Annotated in this window: 15 protein-coding genes; 4 read left to right on the top strand and 11 right to left on the bottom strand. The window is 69.0% G+C overall.

Annotation, left to right across the window (positions count from 1 at the left end):
• The 3 genes from FB560_RS20590 to FB560_RS20580 all read right to left on the bottom strand — a co-directional run.
• On the bottom strand, positions 1–658 hold a 658-nt coding region (locus tag FB560_RS20590), incomplete at its 3' end, for a carbohydrate ABC transporter permease (protein ID WP_141874558.1).
• Entirely contained in the window at positions 655–1,629 is a 975-nt protein-coding gene (locus FB560_RS20585; RefSeq protein ID WP_141873043.1) for a carbohydrate ABC transporter permease, read from the bottom strand. The genes FB560_RS20590 and FB560_RS20585, both read right to left, overlap by 4 nt.
• Before the next feature lie 14 nt (positions 1,630–1,643).
• Positions 1,644–2,930, bottom strand: a complete 1,287-nt coding sequence (locus FB560_RS20580; protein ID WP_141874557.1) for a sugar ABC transporter substrate-binding protein — start codon at positions 2,928–2,930, stop codon at positions 1,644–1,646.
• A gap of 145 nt (positions 2,931–3,075) precedes the next feature.
• Here FB560_RS20580 and FB560_RS20575 point away from each other — a divergent pair, with 145 nt between their 5' ends.
• The 4 genes from FB560_RS20575 (at position 3,076) to FB560_RS20560 (ending at position 6,409) form a co-directional block, all read left to right on the top strand.
• Positions 3,076–4,338 (top strand): LCP family protein, encoded by a 1,263-nt coding sequence (locus FB560_RS20575; protein ID WP_141874556.1) that lies wholly within the window; start codon positions 3,076–3,078, stop codon positions 4,336–4,338.
• 37 nt (positions 4,339–4,375) lie between these two features.
• Positions 4,376–5,242, top strand: a complete 867-nt coding sequence (locus FB560_RS20570) for a spermidine synthase (protein ID WP_141874555.1) — start codon at positions 4,376–4,378, stop codon at positions 5,240–5,242.
• Between the two features lie 95 nt (positions 5,243–5,337).
• Complete coding sequence (locus tag FB560_RS20565; RefSeq protein ID WP_141874554.1) at positions 5,338–5,865, top strand: hypothetical protein; 528 nt, start codon at positions 5,338–5,340, stop codon at positions 5,863–5,865.
• Positions 5,866–5,920: 55 nt separating this feature from the next.
• A complete protein-coding gene (locus tag FB560_RS20560; protein WP_141874553.1) occupies positions 5,921–6,409 on the top strand; it encodes a SprT-like domain-containing protein in 489 nt (162 codons plus the stop codon).
• 29 nt (positions 6,410–6,438) lie between these two features.
• On the opposite strand, the gene FB560_RS20555 is transcribed toward FB560_RS20560, so the two are convergent.
• The 8 genes from FB560_RS20555 to FB560_RS20520 form a co-directional block, all read right to left on the bottom strand.
• Positions 6,439–6,897: a DUF3054 domain-containing protein gene (locus tag FB560_RS20555; protein ID WP_141874552.1), complete on the bottom strand. Its 459-nt coding sequence runs from the start codon at positions 6,895–6,897 to the stop codon at positions 6,439–6,441.
• A gap of 114 nt (positions 6,898–7,011) precedes the next feature.
• The gene (locus FB560_RS20550) at positions 7,012–7,635 is read right to left on the bottom strand and encodes a 2-phosphosulfolactate phosphatase (RefSeq protein ID WP_141874551.1); all 624 of its coding nucleotides are present in this window, start codon (positions 7,633–7,635) and stop codon (positions 7,012–7,014) included.
• A gap of 28 nt (positions 7,636–7,663) precedes the next feature.
• Positions 7,664–9,121, bottom strand: a complete 1,458-nt coding sequence (locus FB560_RS20545) for an ABC transporter permease (RefSeq protein WP_141874550.1) — start codon at positions 9,119–9,121, stop codon at positions 7,664–7,666.
• The gene (locus FB560_RS20540) at positions 9,118–9,879 is read right to left on the bottom strand and encodes an ABC transporter ATP-binding protein (RefSeq protein ID WP_141874549.1); all 762 of its coding nucleotides are present in this window, start codon (positions 9,877–9,879) and stop codon (positions 9,118–9,120) included. The genes FB560_RS20545 and FB560_RS20540 overlap by 4 nt, the downstream gene beginning before the upstream one ends.
• Before the next feature lie 95 nt (positions 9,880–9,974).
• The gene (locus FB560_RS20535) at positions 9,975–10,610 is read right to left on the bottom strand and encodes a response regulator (RefSeq protein WP_141874548.1); all 636 of its coding nucleotides are present in this window, start codon (positions 10,608–10,610) and stop codon (positions 9,975–9,977) included.
• A 28-nt stretch (positions 10,611–10,638) separates the two neighbouring features.
• Positions 10,639–11,832 (bottom strand): sensor histidine kinase, encoded by a 1,194-nt coding sequence (locus tag FB560_RS20530; protein WP_141874547.1) that lies wholly within the window; start codon positions 11,830–11,832, stop codon positions 10,639–10,641.
• A gap of 73 nt (positions 11,833–11,905) precedes the next feature.
• Positions 11,906–12,697, bottom strand: a complete 792-nt coding sequence (locus tag FB560_RS20525) for a class I SAM-dependent methyltransferase (protein WP_141874546.1) — start codon at positions 12,695–12,697, stop codon at positions 11,906–11,908.
• A gap of 35 nt (positions 12,698–12,732) precedes the next feature.
• Positions 12,733–13,893 (bottom strand): AMP-binding protein, encoded by a 1,161-nt coding sequence (locus tag FB560_RS20520; protein ID WP_141874545.1) that lies wholly within the window; start codon positions 13,891–13,893, stop codon positions 12,733–12,735.
• Between the last annotated feature and the right edge of the window lie 7 nt (positions 13,894–13,900).

The following is a 13,900-nucleotide window of genomic DNA, read 5'->3' as shown; positions in this document are numbered from 1 at the left end:
TTGCGCCCAGGATCGTCATGGCGAAGATGAACTCGTTCCACGCCGTGATGAAGCTGAAGATGCTGGTCGCGACCAGACCGGGCATGACCAGCGGGAGCAGGATCGAGCGGAACATCCGCCACCAGCTGGCACCGTCGATGTAGGCGGCTTCCTCGAGCTCGACCGGGACCGCTGCGACGAAGCCGCGCAGCATCCAGATCCCGAACGCGAGGGACAGGGCGACGTAGACGACCATGAGGCCGATGATGCTGTTGAGCAGCCCGAGGGATTTGACCTGCAGGAACAGCGGGATCACGAGCGCCTCGAGCGGCACCATCTGCACCACGAGGATCATCATGAGCACGGTGGTGCGGAACTTGAACCGGAAGCGGGCCACCGCGACGGCGGCGAGCAGGCACACGACCGCGCTGACGAGGACCGTGACGAGCGCCACGATCGCCGAGTTGCGCAGGTAGGTGCCGAATCCACCGTCCGTGAGGACGAACGCGAAGTTGTCGAGCGTGAACTCCTGCGGCAGCAGGGACTGCCCACCGCTGGACGCCTTCGCATCGAAGGCGCTGGAGATCATCCAGTACACGGGGAACAGCGTGAAGATCAGGACGGCGGCGACGGCGATGCCGACACCGATCCGCGAGGCGAGCGACGGGCGCGGGTTCACAGCTCGTCCTCCTTCATGAGCGATCGGATGTACACGATCGTGATGCCGATCAGCACGAGGGTCAGGATCACGGCGAGCGCCGCACCGAAGCCGTAGCGGTTCTGCCCGAAGGACTCCACATACGACCAGACGCCGAGGTTGAGCACCGAGCGGTTGCCGCCGTTGCCACCAGGCATCAGATACACCTGGGCGAAGACCTTGAAGTCCCAGATCGTCGACAGGATGATCACCACCGAGAAAACGGGCTTGAGGGTCGGGAAGATGATCTTCCAGAAGCGGGTCCACGCACCGGCTCCGTCGAGCGCCGCGGCCTCGAGCATCTCCTTCGAGACGCCGAGCAGGCCGGCGAGCACCGTGATGGCGACGAACGGGAAGCCGTGGTGCACGACGTTCAGCAGCACGATGGCGTAGAACGACCACTGGTTCGTGAACCAGTTGACCGACGCGTCCATCAGACCCAGGTCTTTGAGCACCGCGTTGAAGATGCCGCGGTCGGCATCGAAGATGAAGGTCCAGACGTAGGTGCCGGTCACCGCGGGCATCGCCCAGGCGACCATGATGCAGCTCGACACGATGACCCGCCACACGCTGCCCAGACGGGCGAGCAGCAGGGCGACGAGCGTGCCGACGGCCACGGTGGCGAACACGGCGACGATCGCGAAGCCGACCGTGTTCGGCAGGACCACGGTCCACAGCGTCGGGTTGGTGAGCGCCTCCGCATAGTTCTGGAGACCGATCCAGTTGTTCTCACCGGTGTTGATCTCGCGGAGGCCGTAGTCCTGCAGCGAGAAGATGAACACCTGGATGAGAGGCCAGAGCATGAGCACCGCGAGGATGATCAGCCCGGGGGCGAGGAGGAGCCAGGGGCGGGCCGTGAGGAGGGAGAACCCTCGCCGCGATCGGCCGCCGGCCACGGAGGCGGGGGTGGACCCCGACTCCGTGGCCGGCAGTGGCGCTTGCACCATCGACATGAAGGGAATGTGCCTTACTTGTTGAGGAGGTCGGTCATCTCAGCCGCGGCATCCTTCGTCGCGGTCTTGACGTCCTTCTGGCCACCGAGGATGGCCTGGATCATGGAGTTGGTCGTCTTCTTCGCCTGCACGGCGCCGAAGTTCGGGGTGACCGGCACGGATGCGCCGCCGTTGACCATCTGGTCGGCGAACGGAGCGACGAGCGGGTCGGTCGAGGCCAGGGCCTCCTCCATCGCGGACTGGACGCCCGGGAAGTAGCCCGTCTCATCGGCCCACTGCTCGGCGAACTCGCCGGTGGTCATCAGCTTGACGAACTCCCACGCGAGGTCGGCGTTCTTCGTGGTGTTGAAGACCGAGAGGTGCGATCCGCCGAGCACGGACGGGGCGATGCCGCCATCCTGTCCGGGGATCACGGCGGCGCCGATCTTGCCGTCGAGGTCGGGGTTCGCCTCGATGAGCGCCTTCGGCGTCCAGGAGCCGGACAGCATCATCGCGACGTTGCCCTGCGTGAACGCGTCACGCAGATCGGTCTCCTTCCACGTGGTGGCGCCGGCAGAGGAGAAGCCGTGCTTCGTGGCCAGGTCGGTGTAGAACTCGATGCCCGCCTGCGACTCGGCGCTGTCGAGCTCGCTCGTCCACGTCTTGCCGTCGAGCGTGGCGATCTCGCCGCCGGCGCCCCAGACCCAGGGGTAGACCTGGAACTCGGCGTCGCCGGGAACCGGGAAGGGGAGCATGTCGGGGTGCGCGGCCTTGATGGCCTCGCCCGCGGCGACGATGTCGTCCCAGTTCTTCGGTGCCTCGAGTCCGAGCTCCTCGAACACGTCGGTGCGGTAGACCAGCGAACGCACGCCGGCGTACCAGGGCATGCCGTAGAGCTTCTCTTCGTAGGTGCCTGCGACGGCGAGGCCCTCGACCAGGTCGTCGCGGAGCCCCTTCTCGCCGTCGACGTACTCGTCGAGGTCGAGCAGCGCGCCGGCGTCGGCGAACTCCGCGGTCCAGGTGGTGCCGGTCTCGGCGATGTCGGGGGTCGTGCCACCGGCGATCGAGGTGACGAAGCGGTCGTGCGCGTCGGCCCACTGGACCTCTTCGATGTTGACCGTGGCGCCGGTCTTCTCCTCGAAGGCGGTCGAGACGGCGTCGTAGAACGCGGACGAGTCGGGGTTGGTGCCCTTCATGATCCAGACGGTGAGCTCCTGGCCCTCTCCGTCGGTGCTACCACCCGTGCTGCCGCCTGCGCAGGCCGCGAGACCGAGCGTGGCCGCGGCGCCCAGCGCCACGACCGGAAGAATGCGCTTGTGCATCAGAAAGATCTCCTCGTTGAAATGACTCGGCGGCAATCGAGTGCTCGCCCGTAGGAAAAGTATTTACGACTAACTAATTATCTGCAAGTTCTTTCCGAGATTGTCATCCCGCTGTAACAATTTTTTCCAAAGGTAGGCTCGCGTCATGGCTCGCAGTAACGCGCGCGGTGATCGCACTCCGGTCGCCCGACACGCGCCACTCCCCACCCGCAGCGCTTTCTCGTCCTTCCTGCGCATCCTCGGCATCTCGCTGGGCGTCGTCCTCGTCTCGGCGATCGCGGTCGGCGCGTTCATCGTGGTGGACCTGTTCAACCGGGCAGGGCAGGATGCGGTCGTGCTCGAGGGAGCTCCCGAGGTCGACCCTCCGACCATCGGCGCCTACCCGGCGGACAAGGCCTTCACGATCCTCGTCGTGGGAACGGACGAGTGCAGCGCGCAGACCACCGCACTCCTCAAGGAGCGCTGCACCGAGGCCGACGGCGGCATCCTGAACGACGTGAACCTGCTCGTCCATGTCTCTGCGGAACCCCGCAACGTCACGGTCGTCTCCCTCCCCCGCGACCTCATGATCCCCGTTCCGGAGTGCACGCGTGAAGACGGCTCTGCCGCCTCGGCGATGGAGAAACAGTCGATCAACTCCGTCTTCGACCACGCCGGCCTCTCGTGCGTGGTCAAGACGGTGAGCACCCTCGCCGACATGCCCATCGAGTTCGCCGCGAAGATGAGCTTCGACGGCGTGATGGCCATCACCGATGCGATCGGCGGCGTCGAGGTGTGCATCGCCGGCGATGGCATCCGCGATCGCCACACCGGCATCGACTGGCCCGCCGGCATGCGCGAGGTCTCGGGCTACGAGGCACTGCAGTTCATCCGCACCCGCCACGGCGTCGGCGACGAGAGCGACCTTGCGCGCATCTCGAACCAGCAGCAGTACATGTCACGTCTCGCGAAGAAGGTGCTCAGCTCGGAGACGCTGACCGACATCCCCACGGTGCTGCGCCTCGCCGGCGCGGTGGCCGACAACATCGTGCCGAGCGAGTCGCTGAACGATCCGCTCCGCCTGGCGCAGATCGCTCTGGCGCTGAAGGACGTGCGCTTCAGCGACTTCGTTTTCGTGCAGTTCCCGAACGTCGTCGACCCCGACGATGAGAACAAGGTCGTGCCGATCTGGGATTCCGCCGATGCGCTGTGGACCGCGATCAAGTCCGGCGAGCCGCTCCAGCTGACGGGCGACGTCACCACACGTCGCGGTGTCGAGCTCGTGACGCCGGCGCCCGGGGAGGCTCCGGTCGAGGAGACGCCGGATCCGACCTCCACCGAGGTACCCGAGGTCAGGACGACGCTGCCTCCCGATATCTCGGGACAGACGCTCGAGCAGGAGACCTGCGCGGTCGGCAACCAGCGGTAGACGATTCCGGCCGGATGCCACGGCGTAGGCTCGGGGCATGGGCCGGATGCGATCACGAGACACCGAGCACCCCGAAGCCCGCCTCGATCACGGAGGCCTGGCCCGGATCATGCCCTCGGAGTTCGGGGGCGGCTTCGAGCTGATCGTCGACGGCACCCCGCAGTCGCATGTCGACCTCGACGACCCGACGCACCTGCACTTCGAGTACATCGTGCGCATGGGCGCCGTGATCGACCAGCTCACCTCGCCGGGAGAAGCGCTCACCGCGGTGCACCTCGGTGCCGGCGCGCTGACCATCCCCCGCTACATCGACGCCACCCGGCCCGGCTCCCGGCAGCAGGTGATCGAGCTCGAGGCGCCGTTGGCACAGCTGGTCCGCGAGCACCTTCCGCTGCCGAAGGGCGCCGCGATCCGCATCCGCATCGGCGATGCGCGTGACGGGGTCAAACGGCTTCCTGCGGCTCTGGCCGGACGCTGCGACCTGGTCGTCTCCGATGTCTACTCCGGTGCGCAGACCCCCGCACATCTGACCAGCGTGGAGTTCTACCGCGAGTTGTCGGAGCTGCTCGGTCCGCGCGGCGTGCTGCTGGTGAACGTCGCCGACGGACCCGGCCTCGCCTTCGCCCGCCGACAGGTCGCCACGATCGCCGACGTGCTGCCCGAGATCGGCGTCCTCGCCGACACCCAGGTGCTCAAGGGCCGCCGTTTCGGCAACCTCGTGATCGCCGCCTCGGCCTCACCTCTGCCGACGGAGTGGCTCCCCCGGATGCTCGCGGCCGGCCCACATCCCGCCAAGATCGCGCAGGGCGCGGAGCTCCAGACGTTCGTGCAGGGGGCGCGGATCGTGACGGACGCAGACGCCGTGGCATCGCCCCGGCCCGACGCCTCGCTCTTCCTGCGCTGACCTCCGCAGCCGGGATGCCCGGTCACGGGCGCGCCGCCTCCGCGAGCGCGCACGAGCCAGGCACACTGGAGGAAGGGCGCTGCGGAAGGAGAGCAATGAGTTTCATCCGGGGATACGACCAGGAGAACCTCCGTGAGCTGGTCGACCTCAGCGAATGCGCGGTGCGACTCGAGGAGATCGAAGGGCAGCGCAGTCTTCCTGCGCTTCTGGAGCGCGTCTGGCTGCTCAAGGTCCTCGGTCGACTCGACGAGGCTCTGACGCTCGCCGACGAGGCCGTGCGGCAGGCTCGCATGGCCGGCACACGCAAGGACGTCCTGCGGGCGCGCGTGCTGCACGCGACGATCCAGCAGTACCGCGGCCAACACGCCGCCGCCGACCAGGAGCTGGCGATGTGCGCTGAAGAGGCGGAGGGCCAGGGATGGATCTCCATCGCCGCCTTCGCACACCAGCACCACGGCAAGAACGCCTTCGACGCCGAGGACTACGACGCCGCGCGCGAGAGCTTCAAGCGCTCGCTGTTCCTGCGGCGTGAGGCCGGCGCAGCCGATCGCGATCTCGAGACCGTGCTGCTCGCGATCGATGCCACCGAACGTCGCCGCACGTCGCAGCTCGTCGCCGGCTGAGACACCGCGCTGACCGCTGCCGCACAGTGTCGGTGGCATGGCTTAGCCTGGGCGCATGGCGGATCTCGACCGTGTGCGCATCTGGGGTGAGGCGCTCATCAGGATGCATCTCGACGACACCTGGTCCTTCGGCTTCGACAACGCCAAGAGGCGTGCCGGGCAATGCGATTACACGAAGAAGCGCATCACGGTGTCGCGCTACCTCGCGGCACGATTCGAGGACGACGAGATCCATCAGGTGCTGCTCCATGAGGTCGCTCATGCGCTCGCCGGGCACGCCGCCGCGCACGGCTCCACCTGGAAGCACGTGGCGCGCAACCTGGGCTACGTCGGAGGTACGACGCACCGCGGAGAGACGGCGGTCGAGCTCGCCCCCTGGGTCGGTCGGTGCCCTGCGGGACACGTGACCTATCGGCACCGCCGCCCGACCAGACCCACGTCGTGCGCGCGGTGCTCGCGCACGTACGATGCGCGTCATCTGTTCGACTGGACCCGCCGCGAGATCACGACGGATGTGCGTCTCGCGGCACAGATGCCGCGCTGACTCGGCATTCTGCGCGCGGCGGGCCGGCGTCAGGCGACGGGATGTTCGTCGTCAGGTCCGGTTGCGATGTCCTCGACCGTCCCGTCCTCGACCCCCGCGTCCTCGACTTCTGCGTGCGTGGTCGCGGCTCGTGAACGATTCCGCCGCACCAGCGCCGTGATTCCGCGCCACCCGACCAGGAAGACGCCGAGTGTCAGGGTGGCGACGATGATGAACGGCACCTGAGCCGTGTCACCGCTGATCACCCGCAGCAGCATTCCTCCGGTGACCGTCACGACCCACACGACCACGCCCCACAGGATCGACCACGGGCGGCGCGGACGCGCGGGCAGGAGCGCCGCGAGCAGGTGCCCGAGCAGCAGTGCGACCAGGAACGGCCACGCGGTGAGCAGGAATCCGGCGGGGCTCTCGTCGTGCGATGCGCGGCCGATCGCCGCGAAGACGAGCACCAGCAGGGCATCGACGACGACTGCGGGGAGGTACCTCATGCCACGACCCTACGCGTGCGTCTCGCGCCCGAGGCGCTGCCCTCGCGCGTGGCGTCAGACCGTCCGGACGATAGCGGCGCAGATCGGGGCATCGCGCCGTGCACAGCCGAGTCGTCAGGAGAAGGAGACGAAGACGCGGTCTCGGAGCACAGGGACCGCGGAGACGGCGTCGAGGCGGGATGCCGCGGCGACGGCATCGGTGTCCGTCGTGTCACGCCCCGAGCCGCTCGCCGAGACCAGGTGCCCGAGTGCGCGTCGCAGCGCGCGGAAGCCTTCCGCCGCGACCGCGGCGTCCGGAGCAGTGTGGTCGATGCCGAGATCGGTCAGCGCGGCGATGATCGCCCCGGCGCCGAGGTGATCTTCGACCGCGAAGCGCAGGTCGTTCGAGCCGTCGCGCTCCCCCGCGGCGATCAGCGCGACCGAGGTGCGCGCCTGACGCTGCTCTTGAACGGCCTGCACGGTCCGGGCGACCGCAGATGCATTCCGGAGGCCGCCCACCAGCACGGTTGCTCCACCCGCCGCGGCCGTCACCGCGAGGGCCGGGGCGACGGCGTCGACCGACCAGCTCGCCGCCTCGGCCAGGTCGACCTCGGCACCGTCGGCCACGGCATCCGCGAGTCGCGAGGAGAAGTGCAGCACGTCGACGATCACGACGACGTCTGCATCTTCGAGCCGCTCGAGGCCCGCGAGACCCCAGTCGAGGCGGACCTGATACGTGGACTGATCGAACGGCGGCACCCGTCCAGCCTAAGCGGCCCCCGAGGGGTCAGTCGGCGGCGAGCGCCTCCACCGGGGCCACGCGGGTCGCGAGGCGCGTCGGGGTGGCCGCAGCGACCAGGGTGAGCACGGCCGTGGCTGCCACGATGATCGCGACGGGTACCCACGGGATCTGCGGGGCAACCAGACCCGCCGGGGTGAAATCGGGAAGCGTCGGCACCGAGCCGAGCAGCGACTGCGCCGCGATCCACCCGTAGGCGACACCGAGCACGAGCCCGGTCAGTGTCGCGGCCACCGTGATGTGCGTCGCCTCGAGCAGCACCATCCGCCGCACCTGGCGGTTCGACAGGCCGATCGACCGGAGCAGTCCGAGCTCCCGGCGTCGCTGTACCACCCCGATCGTGAGGAGGTTCACGAGCCCGACCGCGGCGATCACAGCCGATACCGCGACGAGCACCATCATGATCGCGGCGAACGCGTCGAACGGAGCGAAGAACTCCTCGGGCACGTCGCCCGACTGATTCATCATCAGGCGCTTCGCCGACTCGAGAGCGACCGCGAACATCGTCACGAGCGTCACGCCCATGACCACGCCGATCGCCATGCGGGAGGAACGCTCCGGGTATCGCAGCGCGTTCTCGGCGGCCAGGCGCGCGGTCGCGCTCGATCCGAACATCTTCCCCACGAGCCGCAGCACCGGCGGCATGAACAGCACCGATCCCAGAGCGAGTCCGGTGAAGGACAGCAGTCCGCCGAGGAATGCGACCACGACTCCGAGCGGAGTGATCAGCCCGATCACCACTCCTGCCGCGAGCAGAGCGGCGCCCGCGATCAGCAGCACCCATGCGCCGATGTGACGCCCCTTCGTGCCAGACACCTCATCGTGCGTGCGCTCGACGGATCCGCCGAGGGCCTGCAGCGGTGTGACGGTGAGCACCCGCCGCGACCCCGCCCACGCGGCGGCCCAGGTCGTGAGGGCGACACCGATCACAGGGAGGGCGATGAACGGCTGTGCGAGCGAGAAGCCCGAGGGATCGTTGTCGAGCAGCATCGCACCGATCTGCACGCCCACCACGGTGACCAGGAGTCCGACGAGCAGACCGAGACCCGCACCGATCAGGCCGACGATGAGCCCTTGGCGTCCGACCTCGGCGCGCTGCGACCGTGCGGTGGCGCCGATCAGACGCATGAGCGCGATCTGGCGTGTGCGCCCGGCGATGATCGTCGAGAACGTGTTGGCCGTGACGATCGCGGCGACGTACATCGCGACCGCCGTGAGCAGCACCGACAACAGCGCGACGACGAAGGCGAGCGTCTCGCTGTCTCCGATGAAGGGATCCGCCTGCAGCACGGCGCCGATGTAGGCCGTGACCTCGACCAGCAGCACACCGAAGGCGGCAGAGAGTGCCGCGACCAGGATGCTCGCGCCCATGCCGCGGTCGCGCAGCCAGGCCATTCTCGGTGCGGTCGCCCGTGTCTCGGGAACGACCGTGGCGACCGCGCTCATGCCGCCAACTCGGCGGCGAGCATGTAGGCCGAGATCTCCTCGGCGGTCTGCCGCGGGTGGTCGGCGACGATGCGGCCGTCACCCAGGTAGAGCACCCGATCCGCGTGACTGGCGGCGATCGCGTCGTGCGTCACCATCGCGATGGACTGGCCGTGCTCGCGGCTCGCGCGGGCGAGCAGCTGCAGTACCTCGCGGCCGGTCTGGGAGTCGAGGTTGCCGGTGGGCTCATCGGCGAACACGAGGTCGGGCGCGGTGGCGAGAGCCCGGGCGATCGCGACGCGCTGCTGCTGTCCACCGGAGAGCTGATGCGGGCGGTGGCTCAGTCGCGCGCCGAGGCCGAGGGTGTCGATGAGCCCGTCGATGCGAGCACGCTCGATCGCGCTGGGGCGACGGCCGTCGAGCTCGAAGGGCAGCAGGATGTTGCCGAGCGCATCGAGCGTGGGCACCAGGTTGAACGCCTGGAAGATGAATCCCACGCGACGGCGGCGCAGAATCGTCAGGTCGAGATCGGCGAGACCGGTGATCTCGGTGTCCCCGATCCAGGAGCGCCCCTCGGTGGGGGTGTCCAGCCCGGCCATGATGTGCATGAGCGTGGACTTACCGGATCCGGACGGCCCCATGATCGCGGTGAACTGTCCGCGGCGGATGCCGACGCTCACATCGTCGAGCGCACGCACGGTGCCCTCGCCGCTGCCGTAGGTCTTCTTCAGGTGCTGGACGCGGGCGGCGAGCCCGAGGTCGGTGGTCGTGATCTCCATACTTCGACGCTACGGAGACGGCATGCCGCGGCGCGTCGCCCGCCCGACGCATCCCCCTACATCGCAAGGATGATTCGCTGCGAGGTGCGACCGCTTCAGGCCAGGCCGTGCTCGAACGCGAAGACGACGAGCTGCACGCGGTCGCGCAGCGCGAGCTTGGTGAGGATGCGGCTGATGTGCGTCTTGACGGTGGCCTCGCTGAGGAACTCGCGGGCGGCGATCTCGGCGTTCGACAGTCCCCGCGCGGCGAGGGCGAAGATCTCGCGCTCCCGATCGGTGAGCGTGGTGTACTGCGCCGGGACCGGCTTCGGCGCCTCGGCGAAGTGCGCGAACAGGTCGCGGGTCGCGGAGGCGGCGATCACGCTCGACCCGGCGTGCACCGTACGGATGGCGGCGAGAAGGAACTCCGGGTCGGCGTCCTTGAGCAGGAAGCCGCTCGCCCCCTGCCGGATGGCCCGCGCTGCCGCCTCGTCGAGGTCGAAGGTCGTGAGCATCACGATGCGCGGCGCGTCGGGCTGAGCGAGGATCTCGGCGGTGGCGGTCAGCCCGTCCATCACGGGCATCCGGATGTCCATCAGCACGACATCGGGCCGGGTCGTGCGCACGACGTCGAGGGCCTCTCGACCGTCGCCGGCCTCACCGACCACTTCGAGGTCGGGTTGGGAGGCGACGAGCATGCGGATGCCGGCGCGGAACAGCGACTGGTCATCGACGAGGACGACACGGATCATGCGGCAGAGCCTCCTGCTCGTGAAGACATCATCCGGCGACGGACCCGCCGATCGGAAGGGAGGCGGCGACGACGAACTGCTCGCCGTGTCGCTCCGCCTGCAGGTTACCGCCCACCAACTGCGCGCGCTCGCGCATGCCGATCACGCCATGCCCGCCCGCGGTCGGCACAGCCTCGCCGCCGATCACGTTGCGCACCTGCAGGTCGACGCGGTCCGGCAGCCAGGCCAGGTGCACCTCGACCGCACCGTCGCCGTGGCGGATGGCGTTGGTGAGTGCCTCCTGGAGGATGCGGTAGACCGCGAGCTGGATGGCTCCTGGCGGTTCCCCTGGCGGCATCGGATCCACCGTGATGCGCGGCTCCACTCCCGCCTGCCGCACCTGGGCGAACAGGGTCTCGAGGTCGGCGAGCGTCGGCTGCGGTCCGTCACCCTGCCGATGACGCAGCTGCGTGAGCAGCATCCGCACGTCCGAGAGCGCGCCGCGCGCCGTCTGGGCGATCGTCCCGAGGGCTTCTGCCGCGATCTCCGGTTGCGCGGCGGCGGCGTACCGCGCGCCATCGGCCTGGGCGATCACGACCGCGAGCGAGTGCGCGACGATGTCGTGCATGTCCCGGGCGATCCGCACGCGCTCCTGCTCCTCGGCGGCCAGCATCTCGGCCTGCGCCCGCGCGACCTGCGTCTCCCGTCCGCTCAGGATCACCCGCCACAGCAGACCCGCCCCCCACGACATGACCATCGCGAGCACGAAGACCGAAGCCAGCAGTGCGGCGATCAACGCAGCCCTGAGCGCGCTCGCAGCGTCGGTGAGCAGTTCTCCGGACCAGACCACTCCGAAGTACAACCCGCCGATCACTCCACCGCCGAGGGCGGAGACGCCGCCGATCCACAGCAGGCGTCTGCTGCCCCAGGCCGCGGTCGCGAAGAGCACGACCATGATGCCCAGGTCGTACGCCGCGGGCGGCAGCCCCATGCCCATCTGGATCACGGCGCCGAACCACGCCACGCTCAACGCGAGCGTGGGTGAGAGCCGGGCGATCGCCGCTGCTCCCCACAGGATCACGCCGACCGTCACGTAGGCGACCGTCGACAGCGGGCCCTCCGGCACCCAGGCGCTCAGGCCGGAGGTGCCGAAGACGAACGTCAGCGGTGTGGTGAGGGCGAAACCGAGCACCGCGCCGACGATGTCGACGATGAGCCAGGTGCGGGAGATCGGGCGGAACACCCTCTCACGCTACGCGAGCGGTGTGCGGGGCGCGTCCGTCTGGGGATGTATCCGAGCCCTCAGGCGAGACGCCTCACGCGCGGCAGAGGATCTCCCCGTGCGGCACCAGGTACCAGCCGTCGCCGTCATCCGCCCAGCGCTTCCAGGCATCGCTGATGTCCTGCAGGTCGGCCGTGGTCGCCATGTCGCTGTCGACCAGCTGTCGGGCCAGGGCGGACTCGAGGATACGGTCGGCCCACATCCCACCCCACCACGCACGTTCCTCCGGCGTCGCGTAGCACCAGGTGGAGGCGGACGGGGTGATGTCGTCGAAGCCGGCGGCCCGCGCCCAGGACAGCAGCCGCCGACCCGCATCCGGCTCGCCCCCGTTCGCACGTGCGGCGGCGCGGTACAGCGCCAGCCAACGGTCGAGCTCCGGGAGGATCGGGAACCAGTGGAAGCCCGCGTAATCCGCGTCGCGCGCGGCCACGATCCCACCGGGTGCCGTCACGCGGCGCATCTCGCGGAGCGCCTGCACCGGGTCGCCGACGTGCTGCAGCACCTGATGCGTGTGCACGACGTCGAAGCTGTCATCCGCGAAGCTCAGGGCGTGCACGTCCTCGATCGAGAAGGCGATGTTCTCGAGGCCCTTGGCCTCCGCCAGTCCGCGCGACAGCGACAGGGCGGCCTCATCGATCTCGGTCGCGGTGACGTGGGAGACGATGCCCGCGAAATCCACCGTGATCGATCCGGGACCGGCGCCGACGTCGAGCAGACGCGTGGAGGGCTGGAGGTACGGGCGGAGATACTCCGCAGAGTTCGCGATGTTGCGGATGTTGTGCGAACGGAGGACGGACTCATGATGTCCATGCGTGTACGAGGCCATGTCTCATCCTGGCAGATCGGTGCAGCCGGAACGTCTCAGCGCAGCTCGGCGACGGCCCGACGGATCGCCTCTCGGTCGGGTTTCCCCGAGGACAGCACCGCGAGCTCGTCGACCAGGATCAGCCGCGCGGGCCTCGCGTGCTTGCCCAGTTCCTCCGCGACCGCGTCACGCGCCTGCACCAGTTGGTCGGACTCGCTGCGCCGAAGCACCTCCCCCCGGGCGGCGACGATCACGGACGCCTCGCCCCAGTGATCGTCATCGACTCCGACCACGACCGCCTGGTGGAGTCCTGGCACCTGTCGCACCACGCGTTCGACACGGTCGAGGGAGATGTTGATGCCGCCGGACACGATCACATTGTCGGCACGACCGTGCACGCGCACGACGCCGTCCTCGACCATGCCGAGGTCGCCCGTCCGGTACCAGCGGATGCCGTGCTCATCGCGCACGAACGTCCGTGCGTTCAGGGCATGGTCGTCGAGGTAGCCGTCGGCGAGCATCGGTCCGGCCAGACGGATCTCGCCGTCCACGATCCGCACGGCGACGGTGTCGAGCGGCACCCCGTCGTACACGCATCCGCCGCTCGTCTCGGTCGAGCCGTACGTGCGCACGAGTCGCACCCCGAGGTCCTCCGCGCGCTCGCGTAGGGGCTGGGGCAGCGCCTGACCGCCCACGAGGATCGCCTGGTAGGCCTGCAGCGCGGCCCGCACGGCCGTGTCATCCGCGGCATCGAACAGTGTCGCCACCTGCGCCGGCACGAGCGAGGTGTACAGGGCCGGGATGCCCGACCCCGATCCGACTTCCGGGCGCAGCATCGACAGCGACGCCTCGGCGAAGGCCAGCGGCGAGAAGCGACCTTCGAGGGACACCGGCTGCGTCCCCGCCAACACCGAGCGCACCAGCACCTGGAGTCCTGCCACATATCCGGCCGGAAGTGCGAGCAGCCACCGACCGCTCCCGATGCGTTCGGCCGTGGCCTCGGCGCTCGCGCGCAGAGCTTCGCCGCTGAGGACCACACGCTTCGGTATCCCGCTCGACCCGGAGGTCGCGATCACGGCCGCGGTCCCTTCCTCGACGTGGGTCGGGGCACCGGCGAGCATCCCGAGCCCCAGTGCGGGTCCGCCATCGAGCGCGCGTCGCAGGTCATCCCGCAGCTGCGCCGGGTTCTCGGCATCCGTGGGGATCAGGGGGATCATGAGGCGG

The sequence above is a fragment of the Microbacterium saperdae genome (assembly GCF_006716345.1).
Classification (GTDB): Bacteria; Actinomycetota; Actinomycetes; order Actinomycetales; family Microbacteriaceae; genus Microbacterium; species Microbacterium saperdae.
Note: the sequence above shows the minus strand (reverse complement) of the source record. Positions and strands in the feature narration are given on the sequence as shown.